The 14,733-nt window shown below is 72.3% G+C and carries 12 protein-coding genes; 4 read left to right on the forward strand and 8 right to left on the reverse strand.

Features of this window, described 5'->3' with window-relative positions; all coding sequences use genetic code 11:
• Nucleotides 1-63: 63 nt before the first annotated feature.
• The 3 genes from AB0I91_RS05915 to AB0I91_RS05925 form a co-directional block, all read right to left on the reverse strand.
• Nucleotides 64-714, reverse strand: a complete 651-nt coding sequence (locus AB0I91_RS05915) for a DedA family protein (RefSeq protein WP_498785805.1) — start codon at nucleotides 712-714, stop codon at nucleotides 64-66.
• Between the two features lie 185 nt (nucleotides 715-899).
• Nucleotides 900-1,091, reverse strand: coding sequence for a DUF397 domain-containing protein (locus AB0I91_RS05920; protein ID WP_498785803.1), 192 nt, complete (start codon nucleotides 1,089-1,091; stop codon nucleotides 900-902).
• 17 nt (nucleotides 1,092-1,108) lie between these two features.
• A complete protein-coding gene (locus AB0I91_RS05925; RefSeq protein ID WP_498785801.1) occupies nucleotides 1,109-1,957 on the reverse strand; it encodes a helix-turn-helix domain-containing protein in 849 nt (282 codons plus the stop codon).
• 168 nt (nucleotides 1,958-2,125) lie between these two features.
• On the opposite strand from AB0I91_RS05925, the gene AB0I91_RS05930 reads away from it, so the two are divergent.
• Nucleotides 2,126-2,449: a hypothetical protein gene (locus AB0I91_RS05930; protein WP_499607457.1), complete on the forward strand. Its 324-nt coding sequence runs from the start codon at nucleotides 2,126-2,128 to the stop codon at nucleotides 2,447-2,449.
• 413 nt (nucleotides 2,450-2,862) lie between these two features.
• On the opposite strand, the gene AB0I91_RS05935 is transcribed toward AB0I91_RS05930, so the two are convergent.
• The 3 genes from AB0I91_RS05935 to gnd form a co-directional block, all read right to left on the reverse strand.
• Nucleotides 2,863-5,067: a SulP family inorganic anion transporter gene (locus AB0I91_RS05935; RefSeq protein WP_498785795.1), complete on the reverse strand. Its 2,205-nt coding sequence runs from the start codon at nucleotides 5,065-5,067 to the stop codon at nucleotides 2,863-2,865.
• Nucleotides 5,068-5,380: 313 nt separating this feature from the next.
• Entirely contained in the window at nucleotides 5,381-5,998 is a 618-nt protein-coding gene (locus AB0I91_RS05940; protein ID WP_499635505.1) for a rhomboid-like protein, read from the reverse strand.
• Between the two features lie 25 nt (nucleotides 5,999-6,023).
• The gene (gene gnd, locus AB0I91_RS05945) at nucleotides 6,024-7,463 is read right to left on the reverse strand and encodes an NADP-dependent phosphogluconate dehydrogenase (protein ID WP_498785789.1); all 1,440 of its coding nucleotides are present in this window, start codon (nucleotides 7,461-7,463) and stop codon (nucleotides 6,024-6,026) included.
• 122 nt (nucleotides 7,464-7,585) lie between these two features.
• Here gnd and AB0I91_RS05950 point away from each other — a divergent pair, with 122 nt between their 5' ends.
• The 3 genes from AB0I91_RS05950 to AB0I91_RS05960 all read left to right on the forward strand — a co-directional run bounded on the left by AB0I91_RS05950 (nucleotide 7,586) and on the right by AB0I91_RS05960 (nucleotide 12,199).
• Complete coding sequence (locus tag AB0I91_RS05950; RefSeq protein ID WP_499635508.1) at nucleotides 7,586-8,593, forward strand: LacI family DNA-binding transcriptional regulator; 1,008 nt, start codon at nucleotides 7,586-7,588, stop codon at nucleotides 8,591-8,593.
• A gap of 168 nt (nucleotides 8,594-8,761) precedes the next feature.
• Nucleotides 8,762-10,642 carry a ricin-type beta-trefoil lectin domain protein gene (locus AB0I91_RS05955; RefSeq protein ID WP_498785785.1) on the forward strand — a complete coding sequence of 627 codons (1,881 nt, stop codon included), beginning with the start codon at nucleotides 8,762-8,764 and terminating at the stop codon, nucleotides 10,640-10,642.
• A 171-nt stretch (nucleotides 10,643-10,813) separates the two neighbouring features.
• Nucleotides 10,814-12,199 carry a hypothetical protein gene (locus AB0I91_RS05960; RefSeq protein ID WP_499635510.1) on the forward strand — a complete coding sequence of 462 codons (1,386 nt, stop codon included), beginning with the start codon at nucleotides 10,814-10,816 and terminating at the stop codon, nucleotides 12,197-12,199.
• Between the two features lie 86 nt (nucleotides 12,200-12,285).
• Here AB0I91_RS05960 and AB0I91_RS05965 read toward each other — a convergent pair whose 3' ends face one another.
• Together AB0I91_RS05965 and AB0I91_RS05970 are read right to left on the reverse strand one after the other, a co-directional pair.
• Nucleotides 12,286-14,055, reverse strand: coding sequence for a sigma-70 family RNA polymerase sigma factor (locus tag AB0I91_RS05965; protein ID WP_499635513.1), 1,770 nt, complete (start codon nucleotides 14,053-14,055; stop codon nucleotides 12,286-12,288).
• A 68-nt stretch (nucleotides 14,056-14,123) separates the two neighbouring features.
• Nucleotides 14,124-14,726, reverse strand: a complete 603-nt coding sequence (locus AB0I91_RS05970) for a LysE family translocator (protein WP_498784356.1) — start codon at nucleotides 14,724-14,726, stop codon at nucleotides 14,124-14,126.
• Nucleotides 14,727-14,733 lie beyond the last annotated feature (7 nt).

The raw sequence follows: 14,733 nt of genomic DNA on the forward strand, positions 1-14,733 counted from the left end.
GCCCGAAGGCTCGCGCCGGGCCGACGGTCGCGCCGCCCGGTCACCAGCGCGGTGAGGACAGGCTCAGGCGACCTCTTCCAGCTCGCGCGGCTCGCTGCCGGCGTTGGCCGCCTTGCGCCGCTTGCGCAGGAACACCACGACACCGACCACGGCGGCGAGGCCCATCAGGCCCCACATCGCCCCGTTGAACACCGACTCGATGTACTTCGCCGACGCGCCCGCGGCCGAGCCGATGCCGATGTGCAGCGCCGACCAGCTCACCGCGCCGGCGATCGACGCGGGCAGGAAGCGGCGGTACTCCAGCTTCGACGCGCCCGCCGACGCGGGCACCAGGGTCCGCACCACCGGCATGAAGCGGGCGAAGAACACCGCCCACGCGCCACGCCTGCGCAGCAGCGCGCCGGCCTTGTCCCAGTGCTCCTGGCCGAGCTTGCGCACCACCTTGCTGTCCCGCAACCGGTCGCCGTACCGGCGGCCGAGGAAGTAGCCGATGCTGTCACCGGCCACCGCGCACACCGACACGACCAGCCACATGACCAGGAACCGGGGCACGCTGGTGACCGTCGTGGCGGCCAGCAGCAGCGCGCTCTCGCCCGGCGCGATGAAGCCGACGCCCAACGTGCACTCCGCCAACGTCAACGCGCCCGTCACCGCGAGCACGGCGGGCTGCGGCAGACCGGCGAGCCCTTCCAGGGCGTCGGTCAGCAAGGCCATGGTTCATCCCCCTGTGGATCATGACGAGCACTCGGCGTGCAGGCTAAGGGGAGTCCACCGCAACGACGCCGGCGGGCGCATCGGACCGGGGTCTGACCGACCGCCAGACCAAGGTCGTACGGGTGGGTGGCCGAAGGTCGGGGACGCGCCTTAAGGCACGTCCCCGAGGTGAACGGACCGGTGGGTCACCGGCTGTCGAATGCGCCGCCCTTCGCGCCGACCACGAATCGGGACCACTGCGCGAATCCGAAGCCCAACTCGCCACCGGTCCGGTTCTTCGAATCACGCAGACCGGCGCCGTTCTGGCCGAGCGCGATTTCCACGCACTCCGGACCACCCGCGGACGACCACGTGCTCTTGCGCCACTGGCGTTGCATGGCAGTTCACCTCGGATTCAGGCGAGCTCGCGCGCCACCCGCCCGATCAGCGCGGACGAGGCGGCCGGGTCGAGCGATTCGGCGCTGAGCCGTGCGAACATGTCGGAATACCGGGCGACGTCCGAGGGCTGTTCCCAATAGAAGTCGCCCCTCGGGCTTTCGATGTATACCACGGCCGGATCCGACTGCTCGGGAAACGACAGGATGACGAACGGACCGTCCATCGCAGCGTGACCGCCCGCCTCGAAAGAGGCCACCTGGAGAGTGATGTTCGACAGTTCTCCGACCTCGTTGAGTCGCGCCAGCTGCTCGGCCATCACCTCCGGGCCGCCTACCAACCTCCGCAAGGCTGCCTCGTCCACGACCACGTGCAGGCACAGCGGGTCGTCCTCCAGCAGCAGCGCCTGGCGCGCCTTGCGCAGCTCCACCCGGCGGTCCACCTCGGCCGGCGCGGCGTCCGGCAGCACGGCCCGGATCAACGCCCTGGTGTACGCCTCGGTCTGGAGCAGGCCGGGCACCATGAGGCCCTGGTAGGTGCGCACCCACTCGGCGTCGGCCTCGAACCCGACGTACCGGCCGGGCGCGATGTCGCCGAACTCGTCCCACCACGCCCGGCGCCGCGCGTCACGGGCCAGCTGCACGAGCTCTTCCGACGTGGCCCGGTCGGCGCCGTAGGCCGAGAGCATGTCGCGGACGTCGCGCGGGGTGACGCCGACGCGTCCGGTCTCGATGCGGCTGATCTTGGACGCCGAGCACTCCAGCCGCTCGGCGACGTCCTCGATGGTGAGGTCGGCCGCCTCGCGCAGCCTCCGCAGCTCGCTGACCAGCCGTCGCTTGCGCAGCGTCGGGCTGCTGCCCCGTGGCATCCGGACACCTTTCGTCGACGGCCCCGACCCGGGGGCCGCGGTCCAGTCTGTGCGCGGCCGCGAACGGAGCAAAGTGACGTCATCCATTCGTGTACTGCAACTTGCAGAGGGCCGGACGCGGTAACAGGCTGCGTGCAGCACACCGCCCCCAGGGAAGGAGCGCTGAAGGTGTCCACCACCGTCTTCAGCCAGCTCGACCGGTCCCTCCGAGAACACCTGGCCACGCTGGTCCGCCTCGCGTCGACCGGCGACGACGAGACGGCGGTCGAACTGGCCCGCTGCGAACTGCCCAGGGTGGTGACCGCGATCAAAGGGCTGCTCGACGAGCACACGCCCGACGAGCACGGCCGCTGCCCGACCTGCCGGACCCGCCGCTTCCGCCGCCGCCTGCCCTCGCCCTGCCGGGCGTACCTCGGCGCGCAGCTGGCGCTGACCGTGGGCGGCGACGAGCCGTCCGGCAACCACCGCAGGCACCTGCGCAGCGTCGGCTAGCCCAGCTCGGTCGGGCGACGCGCCTTCCCCGCAGATCGAGCCCCACCAGCGCCGCCCGACCTGATCCGAGCCCGCCGACGGACCGGCCACGCACCCCCGACCGAGGCCGGTCCGCCGACGAGGCTCGGCACGGGGTGGTCGGTCCGGTGAGGGGGCCGACCACCCTGTGTTGGATTGCCGCTGCTCCGCAGGCGGCGGGCGAGGTCGCCGGGAAGTCGACCGTTCGCGCCCTGATTCCCGACGATCGAAAAGCGTGATCGCCGGGAATGAGGACGCGAACGATCGACGCGACCTCGCGGGTCGGTGTGACCGTCAGGTGAGGTGGGGGCGGTGGCAAGGGTGGAGTGCGTGGCGTTGGGGCGGTGGGTGGTGGGGGCGGTGGGGAGGGGGGTGGGGAGGGGGTGGCGTGGGGGTTAGGCGTAGACCGGTTGGAGGCCGTCGCGGTCGGGGTCGATCAGGTAGACGCGGGCGGCGGAGATGTCGAAGTACATGCCGACCAGGCGCAGTGATCGGGTGGCCACCGCCTCGCGCACGCTCGGGTAGGCCATGAGGTTGTCCAGTTGTTGCGCCACGTTCGCCACCGACAGCCGTTCCACCACCGGCAGGTCGGACTCGGTGGCGTGGAACCGGATCAGGCTCGGTTCGACCGCCTTCAGCCACGCGTGCAGCTGCGTGCCCGGCCGCGTCGAGCCCTGCACCACCGCCTTCATCGCGCCGCAGTCCGAGTGCCCGCACACCGCGATCGTCTCGACCGCCAGCACCTCCACCGCGTACTCGATCGCCGCGCCCACGGAGTCGTCGCCGTCCAGCGGCACCAGGTTGCCGATGTTGCGCACGCAGAACAGGTCGCCCGGCCCGCTCGTGGTGATCAGGTTGGGCACCACGCGGGAGTCGGCGCACGTGATGAACAGCTGCCGCGGGCGTTGGCCTCGCGCGGCCAGCTCCGCCAGGAACGGGCGGACCAACGGCGCGGTGGTGCGCTCGAACTCGCGCATGCCGCGGATCATCGGGTCGACGTCGGCGCGCGGCCGGGGCAGGGTGACGTGCCGGTGGCGCTGCCAGTGCGACCACGGCGCGAACCACCTCGGCAACGGCGACAGCGGTGTCTTGCGCAGCGCCGGGATGCCCTTCCGGGCCTTGCTGAACCACGTGTCGTGCACCTCGTCCACCTCGACGTGGCCGCCCAGCCGCTCGTAGCCCACGCGCCAGTCGTCGATCGCCTCGTACGCGCCGTGGTCGAGGAAGTCGATGTGCAGCTCCAGCACCACGCGCTGCCCCAGCGGGATGGCGCGCAGCCCGCGCACCAGCCGCCCGGCGCCCAGGAACACGAGCGAGCCGCGGATCGTCACCCGCCAGGCGTCCGGCTCCTCCTCGATCCGCACCGACGAGCGGGTCAGCCGGTACAACGACCGCAGCACCGCCGCCGCGACCCCCAGCAGCACGCCTTCCACCAGCCCGAGCACGAGCACGCCCACCAACGTGACCGCGTACGCGGAGAACTCGCCGTGCCGCCACAACGCCCGCATCCGGCGCACGCTCACCAGCCGCACGCCCACCACGAACAGCACACCCGCCAACGCCGCCAACGGGATCAGCTCGAGCACCCAGCCGAGCGCGAGCACGAACACCGCGATCCACAAGCCGTGCAGCACGGTCGACGCGCGGGTGCGCGCGCCGGCGACCACGTTGGTCGAGCTGCGCGCGATCCCACCGGCGATGGGCAGCCCGCCCAGCGCACCGGCCACCACGTTGGCCGCGCCCTGCGCGATCAGCTCCCGGTCGAGGTCCGCGCGCGGGCCGTCGTGCAGCTTGTCGACGGCCACGGCGGACAGCAGCGACTCGACGCTGGCCACCACGGCCACGGTCAGCACGGCGAACGCGACCGCGCCGAAGCTGCCGGACGGCATCTGCGGCAGCACGACCTGGCCGAACGGGTCGCCGGGCAGGTCGACCCTCGCCACGTCGAGCCCGACCGTGGCCAGCGTCGCGGCCAGCACCGCCACCAGCGGCGCGGGCACGAACCCGGCACGCGGCACGCGCGGCCACAGCAGCAGCGCCAGCACGGCGAGCGCGCCGACCAGCAGGGCCGACCACCCCACGTCGGTGGTGAACACCTTGGCCAGGTTGTCGAACACGGACGTGGCCGCCGAGCCGCCGAGCACGACGGACAGCTGCCCCAGCGCGATGCTCAGGCCGATGCCGGCCAGCATGCCGTGCACCACCGCGGGCGACAGGGACAGCGCGACCCGGCCGAGCCGGCCGAGGCCGAACGCGACCTGCACCGCGCCGGCGGCGAGCGTGATGGCGGCGGTCGCGGCCCAGCCGTACTCGGCGATGACGCCCGCGATGATCACCACCGAGCCGGTCGCGGGTCCGCTGACCTGCACCGGCGTGCCGGACAGCGCGCCGGCCACGATGCCGCCGACGACGGCGGAGATCAGCCCGGCCATCAGCGGCGCGCCGGTCGCGGCGGCGACGCCGAGCGACAGCGGCACGGAGATCAGGAACACCACCAGCGAGGCGGGCAGGTCGTGGCGCAGCACGGCGGCGACACCGCCCGGAGGGCCTGCCGTGGTGTGCTCGCCCGCGTGGGACTTGTTGGGGCGCGGTCGGTTCATGTCGGGTCCTTTCGAGCGCAAGGGGTCCTCGCCCCACGCGGCGCGCGGGGTGTCGTCGATCGCAGAGGGGGTCTAGCGCCGTGCTAAGGGCGGCAGCAGGCGCGGCCAGAAGGCGTCGAGTCGGAACTCGGCCCCGGCGCGGTGGTGAGGGTTCGCCACGGTGGCACCTCCGTGTCGGCACAGGGGAACGTGTCGGCACAGCCCGCGTCGCACAGGTCGCGTCCACACCATGATGACTGAGGAAGTGGGCGGTCTGACAGCGGATCCACCCGGTCGTGTTGATCACGAGCGGGCGTCACGCCTGGTGACGGACCTACCGGCCGACGGCGGCGTAGGCGCGGCCGACCGCGACCGTGCCGCCGCACAGTCCGATGAGGACGGCCGCGACCTGGCCCACGGCGGTGAACTCGGGCACGGCGCCGAACCACTCCGCGTCCGCCAACGGGTACGCGAGGAGCAGCGCCAGCCACGGCACGCGCAGCACCACCGGCCCCAACACGGTGATGCCTCCGGCCGCGGCGCACGCCACGTAACCGGGACCGACGTCGACCACGTCGGTGAGATCGGTCGGGTAGACACCCGAAGAGATGACGAGCGCCGTCACGAGCGTCGCGCCGACGTGTCCTATGAGGACCACCGCCACCGCGCGCCACGGCCCCGCCTCGCGCTCCAGCACGCCGAGGCAGACCGCCACGGCGACCAGGGCCAGACCGGTGGCCACCAGGCCGTCGCCCGCGGGGTCGAGCACGAACGCGCTGCCCAGCAACGCGTTGACCGGGTGGTCGTCGAGGTTCGTCGCGTTCGTGCTCAGCGATTCCCGCACCTGGGCCGACATCCCGTCGGCGAAGACGAACCGCGTCAGCAGCGCGAGCACCGCCACGGCCGACAGGTAGCCGGCCGTGACGGGGTGGCGGCGGAAGCGTTCACGCACCCGGCCATGATCTCCGCCGGTGGTCTCAGGCGTCCACTTGAGACCTGTCACCCGACCAGAGGGTGTGGAAGCTGCCCTCGCGGTCGGTGCGGCGGTAGGTGTGCGCGCCGAAGAAGTCGCGCAGCCCCTGGATCAGCGACGCGGGCAGCCGCTCGGACCGCAACCCGTCGTAGTACGCCAGCGCGGAGACGAAGCCGGGCGCGGGCACGCCCGCGGTCACCGCCTTCACCACGACGCGCCGCCACGCCGCCTCGGCCGACTTCACCGCGTCGCGGAAGTAGTCGTCCACGAGCAGGGACGCCAGCTCCGGCGCCTTGTCGTAGGCCTCGCGGATGCGGTCGAGGAACCGGGCCCGGATGATGCAGCCGCCGCGCCAGATCGTGGCCATCGCGCCCAGGTCGAGGTCCCAGCCGTACTCGGCGCTCGCCGCCCGCATCTGGTCGAAGCCCTGCGCGTACGCCACGACCTTCGAGGCGTACAGCGCCTGCCGCACGTCCTCGACCAGCGAGCCGTCCGCGTCGCCCGCGACCTCGGCGGGCCCGAACGCCGACCGCACCGCCTGCCGCTGACCCGCCCGCCCCGACAGCGACCGGGCGAACACCGCCTCCGCGATGCCGGTCACCGGCACGCCGAGCTCCAGCGCCTCCTGCACGGTCCAGCGGCCGGTGCCCTTCTGCTCGGCCTCGTCCGCGATCACGTCCACCAGGGCGGCGCCGGTCTCGACGTCCACGTGGCCGAGCACCTCGGCGGTGATCTCGACCAGGTAGGACTCCAGGTCGCCGGTGTTCCAGCCGCGGAACACCTCGGCGACCTCGGCGGGCGCCAGGCCGCCGACCCGGTGCAGCAGGTCGTAGGCCTCGGCGATGAGCTGCATGTCGGCGTACTCGATGCCGTTGTGCACCATCTTCACGAAGTGCCCGGCGCCGTCCGGCCCGACGTGCACGCAGCACGGCACGCCGTCGACCTTGGCCGCGATGTCCTCCAGCACCGGCCCGAGGTGCTGGTAGGACTCCTTCGAACCGCCGGGCATGATCGACGGGCCGTTGAGCGCGCCTTCCTCGCCGCCGGAGATGCCGGTGCCGACGAAGTGCAGCCCGGCCTCCTTCAGCGCGGCCTCGCGGCGGCGGGTGTCGGCGTAGTGGGCGTTGCCGCCGTCGATCACCATGTCGCCGGGCTCCAGCAGGGGCACGAGCTCGTCGATGACGGCGTCGGTGGGGCCGCCCGCCTTGACCATGATGATGATCTGGCGGGGCGTCTGGAGGCTCGCGACGAGCTCCTCCAGCGTCTCGGCGGGCACGAAGTCGCCCTCGTGGCCGTGGTCGGCGATCAGCGCTTTGGTGCGGGCGTGGCTGCGGTTGTGCACGGCGACGCGGTAGCCGTGCCGGGCGAGGTTGCGCGCCAGGTTGCTGCCCATGACGGCGAGCCCGGTGACGGCGATCCGCGCGGGTGCCTCGGAGGTGGTCATCTGCACAGCCTGCCGAAATCCGCGCCCGCGCGCACCTGTGTGACACCCCTCAATGCCCGCGGCGCCGAACTCGGCCGACCGCGCTGTAACATCGTGAAACACCAGTGGAACAGGGGGCGCGGATGGCCAGGGCGACGGTGCGGGACGTGGCGCGGGCGACCGGGCTTTCCATCGCCACGGTGTCGCGCGTGCTCAACGGTCAGACCAACGTCGCCGAGCACACCCGCGAGCTGGTGCTGCGCGCCGTGGCCGGGTTGGGCGCGGAGGCGCCGCGGGCCCGGGGCGCGAAGCCGGCCGGCCCCATCTACGTGCGCTGCCCGTACCTGCTGACCGACTACTTCGGGCTGATCGTCTCCAGCGTCGCCGAGACGTTGGCCCTGCACCACCGCCAGGTCGTGCTGAGCGCGGGCGTGTCGGCGCAGCGGGAAGCCGTGCTGCCCGGATTGGCGGCCCGCGCGGACGTGGGCGGCGCGATCCTGATCCTGCCGCCGGAGCCGGCCGAGGAGCTGGTCCGGCTGCGGGACCGCCGGTTCCCGTTCGTGGTGGTCGACCCGCGCACCGAGCTGCCGCGCGACGTGGCGTCGGTGTCGGCGGCGCACTTCTCGGGCGCGCGGCGGCTGATGGCGCACCTGGTGGAGCTGGGCCACCGGAGGATCGGGATCATCGGCGGCCCCGGCGACTGGCTGGCCAGTGACGGCAGGCTCGCCGGGTACGCGGCGGCGTTGTCCGACGTCGGCGTGCTGCCGTCGGCGGAGCTGCTGCGGCACGTGGACGAGCCGACCGAGGAGAACGGCTTCCTGGTCGCCCGCGACCTGCTCGGCCTCGCGGACCGGCCGACGGCGCTGGTCGCGTTCAACGACAAGATGGCCGTCGGCGCGCTGCGGGCGGCCCGCGAACAAGGCCTCGACGTGCCGGGCGACGTGTCCGTCGCCGGGTTCGACGACCTCGACCTCAGCCGTGCCACGCGGCCGGAGCTGACCACCGTGCGGCAGCCGTTGCAGGAAATGGGCCGACTGGCCGTGACCCTGCTGATGCGGTTGCTCGACCGGCACGAGCTGGAGGCGCTGCACGTCGAACTGGCCACGGAACTGGTGGTCAGGGCGTCCACCGGGCCCGTGCCGCGCGGCTGACGCCCGGCACCCTTCACGGTCTTTACCGGTATCCACCGGTGGGTATTGCACGACCTTGACACGGGTTCGGCAGCATTGTTTCCTTTCACCTGCGGACAAGTTCCATAAATGTTCCAGTTTGTTACAGACTGCCGACCCCTGCCCACAACGTCGTGAAAGGAGTCCGGGGTGCCCTCTTCCCACCGTCGGGCTTTCGTCAGCGCCGGCATAGCCGTGATCACCGTCGCAGCCGCACTCGCCGCCTCGCAGCCGGCCGCGGCCGCCGGCGAGACGGTCAACGTGTACCTGACCACCACCTCCGACAGCGGCGGCCGGGTCGTCACCCGCGGCCTGGCCCAGCAGCCCTCCATCGCCTTCGGTTCCAACGGCGGCAGCGCGACCCACACCATCACCGTCAACGAGGGCACGACCTACCAGCAGTTCGAGGGCGGCGGAGCGTCGATCACCGACACCACCGCCTACCTGCTGCGCGGCGGTCCCGTCTCGGCGGCCACCCGGGACGCGGTGATGCGCAAGCTGTTCCACCCGGTCGACGGCATCGGCCTGTCGTTCGTGCGCAACCCGATCGGCGCGTCGGACCTGTCCCGGCCGGGCCACGTCTCGCTCGACGACACGTGCTGCGACCTCGACGACTGGGGCGCGAACGGCTACGACACCAACGTGCGGCTGCTGACGCAGCAGGCCAAGCAGCTCAACCCGCAGCTGCGGGTCAAGGGCGTGCCGTGGAGCGCGCCGGGCTGGATGAAGGACAACGGCCGCATGGACCAGATGGGCTGGCTCAAGTGGGAGTACGCGCCGATGTACGCGCAGTACTTCGTGAAGTACGTGCAGAGCTACCAGGCCGCGGGCATCCCGGTCGACTACGTGTCGGTGCAGAACGAGCCGAACTGCTGCCAGGCGTCCAACCCGACCGCGATGAACTACCCCGGCATGAGCTGGAACCCGGCGGGCCTGGTCGAGTTCACCAAGAACAACCTCTACCCGGCGTTCCGCGCGGCGGGCATCAACACCAAGGTGCTGGTGCACGACTGGAACTACGGCGACTACGCCAACTTCGGCTCCGGCGTCCTCAACGACGCGGGCGTGCGCAACGACCCGCTGTTCGGCGGCATCGCGTGGCACGGCTACTTCGGCGACCCGGCGGTCGGCACTCAGGTGCGCAACCAGTACCCGAACGTCAAGCAGTTCAGCACCGAGCACTCCGGCGGCACGTGGATCTCGAACCAGCACAACGAGGACATGGCCGACATCGTCAACTACGCCCGCAACTACAGCTCCAGCCTGGTGAAGTGGAGCCTGGCGCTGAACCAGAACATGGGCCCGCACAACGGCGGCTGCGGCACGTGCACCGGCCTGATCACCGTGCAGGAGGGCGGGTCGCGCGCCGGTCAGGTCGACTACACCGTCGAGTACTACACTACGGGTCACCTGACGAAGTTCGTCCGGCCGGGCGCGTACCGGATCGACTCGACCGCGAACGGCACGGTGCAGAACGTGGCCTACCGCAACCCGGACGGCTCCAAGGCCCTGATCGCGCACAACGGCGGCACGTCGTCCCAGTCCATCCGGGTGAACTGGGGCAACCAGTCGTTCACCTACACCCTGCCCGCCCGCACCTCGGCGACGTTCACCTGGCAGGGCACGCCGGGCTCCGGCAACCCCGGCGGCAGCGGCGGCGCGATCACCGGCCTGGCGGGCAAGTGCGTCGACGTGGCGGGCGCGAGCAGCGCGGACGGCGCGGCCGTCCAGCTCTACACGTGCAACGGCACGGCGGCGCAGCAGTGGTCGCGGCCCGGTGACGGCACGCTGCGCGCGCTGGGCAAGTGCCTGGACATCAAGGACCGCGGCACCGCCGACGGCGCGCAGTTGCAGCTGTGGAGCTGCGCGGGCGGCGCGAACCAGCAGTGGACCTACACCTCCGGCCGCGACCTGGTGAACCCGGCGACCGGCAAGTGCGTGGACGTCACCGGCAACACCAGCGCGGACGGCACCAGGCTCCAGATCTGGACCTGCACGGGCGCGGCCAACCAGAAGTGGACCATCGCCTGACCGCTGCCGCCTGACCGCTGTCGTCCGAACAACCGCCGTCGCCCGATCACGGTCACGGCCGGTGTCGCCGACCGCTGTCGTCCGATCGCGGTCTCCGACCGCTGCGGGATCCCGCTCCACCGGGGCGGGCCACCGCTGACAGCCGGCCGCGACGGGGCGAGAGTCGGGGGAATGACCCGATTACTCGTGCTCGTCGCGGCCGTGTTCGCGGCCTCCCTGACCGCACCGGCGGCGGCACAGGCCTCGTGGACGCTGACCACCGCGCAGCGGCAGGCCTACCTGAACCACTACGCACCGGTCATCCTCAAGCGGGGTGACGAGAACGACGGCAAGCAGGGCCGCGACTGGCTCGCGAACTTCGACTTCGACCGGGACGGCGTCTACGCCACCAACCGGGCGAACTGGAAGCTCGTCCCCCAGTACGTCGCCAACGCCGCCGGCTACGACCGCTGGCGGATCCGGCCCACCCTCTACACCGCGCTGCTGGAGTTCACCGAGAACGGCAGCAAGTCGTTGGTGCTGCTGTACCACGTGTACAACGCGGCCGACAAGGACGGCGACGAGATCCACGACTGGGAACGCGTGGAGATCGTGGTGCGCGGGGTGACCGGCACGCCGGGCGGCGCGGGCGAGTCGTTCGGCAACGCCACCGTGACGCACCACAAGGACCACGTCATGCGGCGGTCCTACGACTCCGACGTGAACTTCCTCCAGACGCCCACCGGCAAGCACTTGCTGCTGTGGCAGGCGGACGAGAGCGACTTCGACCTGCCGAGCGCCGGGCCGCACGCCCACGAGCTGCGGTTCGTCACCGACACGTGGGCCGTCATCTCCGGTCGCATGGCGGCGGCCGGCAACGCCGAGGTGCGCATCTCCGGCGCGGACGACCGGCGCAACGTGCACTACGCGTTCGTGCCGGAGGGCGCCGCTGGTGCGGTGGCGGCGTTCGGCGCGGTGCCGCTGACCTGGGCCAACGCCTCCGCGCAGGCCAGCCGGGTCGACAACGGCACCAAGGTGACGTGGCCGCGGGTCAAGCGGCTGACCTACGAGTTGCAGGACCTGGCCGACATCGTGCCCACGCACTGGTCGCAGTCGGCGTGGCAGCGGCACTGGCTGGCGACCGACGTGGTGGACGTCCGGTTCGAGACGCCCGCGCTGGGCATCGGCACGGGAGTGCAGCGGTTCTACAACCAGTCCCGCGACGACGCCGCGTCGGACCTCACCGACGGCCGCGAGGGCTACCTGTCGAAGGCGTGGTTCTTCGGCGCGTACTCGGCGGAGCTGGACGAGGACACGCCGTCCGGGTCCGACGACTTCGGCGGGTTCGCGGGCACCGGCCTGGACAGCTCGGGCCGCAGCCGAGGCGCGGTGAGCGGCGACCTGGCGTCGCACGGAGCGTACTGGCGGCAGCACGAGTACTTCGTGCACTCGGGCGGGATCGACGACAGCACGAGCCGCGAGGTGGGCGTGTGGTTGCCGCCGGGCTGGCACCTGGCCGCGAACGGCGGCTTCGACGGCCGGTGGCAGCCGCTGTTCGACGACCGGCCCGCCGCCTGAGGGGTACCCGGCCCGCCGCTGCTCGACCAGCGGCGGGCCGGTACCGCGGAGCGCCCGTCGCCGCACGACCGGCTCCGGGCGCTCGCCTAACCGGTGGCGCGGTAGGCCTCGCCGGCCCGGTTCGGCGTCCCTCCCGGCACGTACAGCCCCGTGCCCGGTTTGTCGGCGGGGAGCGCGAACCACGCGTAGCGCTCCAGGTAGGGCAGGTCTTCGAGCATCCGGGACGACGCGCCGGCGAAGTCGGCCAACTGCTGCGCGTCCGGGTAGCGCACGCCACCGCCGGCGAAGTCCATCAGCGAGTACTCGGTCAGCCAGATCGGCAGGCCGTAGCGCGCGTGCACGGCGTCCAGGTAGTTCTTCAGGTGGCCGACGGCGGCCGGGCCGAAGTCCGAGCCGTACCAGTGCAGCGTGATGAAGTCGACCCGCAGGCCGCGGTGCCGCGCCCCGGCCAGGAACCGGTCGAGCCAGCCGCCCGCCCGGTCACCGCTGTGCGCGACGGCCGGGCTGCCCAGGCGCATCCCCGTCGCCTGGAGCTGCGGCCAGAGGTCCAGCGCCTGCTCCACGGTCAGGTTCGACTGCTCGGCGAGGTCCGGCTCGTTGAAGCCGAGCAGGGTGGTGCCCTGGCCCCGGACCGCCTGGAGGTTCGCCGGGGTCACCGTCTTCGCGCCCCAGATCATGGGCACGTACTCGACGCCGGGCGGCGGCTGCACGTCCTCCCTGGTCGGGGCCCAGTTGTAGAACCAGCCCGCGCCCACGTCGGACAACGCCGCGGTCACGCCGTCGAAGTGCCAGGTGCCGACACCCTTCTTCACCGACCTGGCGACCTGCTGCACGACCGGCGCCGGTGCTGCCGTGGTCGTGCTGGTGGTGGTGGTCGTTGTTGTCGTCGTCGTAGTGGTCGTCGTGGACGGGATGGTCGAGGGCACCCGGCTGGTCGTCACGGCGACCGGGGCGGCCGCGGGCGGTGGCGTCCGTTCCAGGGGCAGCAGCACGACCGCGCCCGCCACCGCCGCGACGGCCGCCGCCGCGATCAGCGGTTTGGTGGCCGCGTGCGCCCAGAAGCCCTTCTTCGCCACCGCGATCACGGGCTCGGCGGCGGCCAGGTCGAACCCGGCGGGCAGCGGCACGAGCGGGATCCTGGCCAGCAGGCCGTCCACCGCGGCCAGGTCGTCGAACCCGCGGGCGCAGCGGGCGCACTCCCGCGCGTGCCGCACGATCCGCTTGCGCCACAACGCGTTCGGCTGCCCGTCCCAGTCCGCGATCACCTCGGCCAGGTCCCCGCAGCGCGGCAGGGCGAGCACCCGGACGACCACCCGCGCCCCGTCGAGCTGAGCCTTCATCCGCTGCACCCGCACCGCCGCGTGCTGCGGCGTGAGGTCGAGCGCCTCGGCCAGCTCGGCGCGGGTGATCCGGCCGACCTGCTCCATCCACCACAGCGACAGCAGCTCGCGCTCGTCGTCACCGATCCACCGGGTGGCCGCGACGACCTCGCGGCGTTGGCCGGTGAGCTGGAGCCGGGTGATGGCCAGGTCGGCGAAGTCCGCGCCGGGGTCGGCGAGGTCGGCCGGTTCGGCGTCGGCGAGCGGCGGCCGGGCCTTGTGGTGGTCACGGACCTGGTTCAGCGCGATGGCCAGCAGCCACGACCGGAACGCCTCGGGCTCGCGCAGCTTCGGCAGCCCGTTCAGCGCGCGGAGCATGGTCTCCTGCACCACGTCGTCGGTGTCCGGGTGGCCCGCCAGGGCGCGTCCCACCACGTTGTAGACCAGCGGCAGGTAGGCGGCCACCAGCGCGTCCAACGCGCCCGGCTCGCCCCGCTGCGCGGCCGTCACCGCCGCGGCGTCCTCTGGTGTGCGCATGCCGTTCCTCTCGGCCGAGTCGGTCTTACCTCACCGGAGACCCCTCGGCCGCGACACGATAACGACAATTACGCGGCGAGCACCGAAGCCGCCATGCCGATCAGCGCCGTGCCGCACAGCCGCTCGAACACCGGCCGCACCTTCGGCCGCGACAGCAGCGCCGCCAGCCGGCCCGCCAACGGCACCACCACGGCCCAGAAGCACGCGAACACGCCCACCGCGACCGCCGACAGCAGCGCGGCCTGCGGCAGCGGCGGCGACGCCGGGTCCATGGCCTGCGGCACGAGGCTGAGGAACGTCAGCATCACCTTCGGGTTGAGCAGGTCGCACAGCAGGCCGCGCAGGAACAGCGACCGGTCCGACCTCGGCGCCTGCCTGATCGGCCCGCCGCGCCGGGCCGCCAGCAGCGTGGCGATGCCCAGGTGCACCAGGTACAGCGCGCCCACCGCCTTGACCGCCAGCAACGCCGCCGGCGCCGCCGCGACCAGCGCGGACAGCCCCACCGTGGCCAGCAGGGCGTGCACGAGCAACCCGGTCACCACGCCCGCCGCCGTCAGCGCGCCGTACCGCACGCCGCGCACGGCGTTGCCGGTGACCAGCACGAAGTCCGGTCCGGGCACGACGGTGATGACGACCAGGGCGAGCAGGAACGAGGTCCAGGCGATGTGCACGGCCGCA

It is taken from the genome of Actinosynnema sp. NPDC049800, from assembly GCF_040656635.1.
Lineage (GTDB): Bacteria > Actinomycetota > Actinomycetes > Mycobacteriales > Pseudonocardiaceae > Actinosynnema.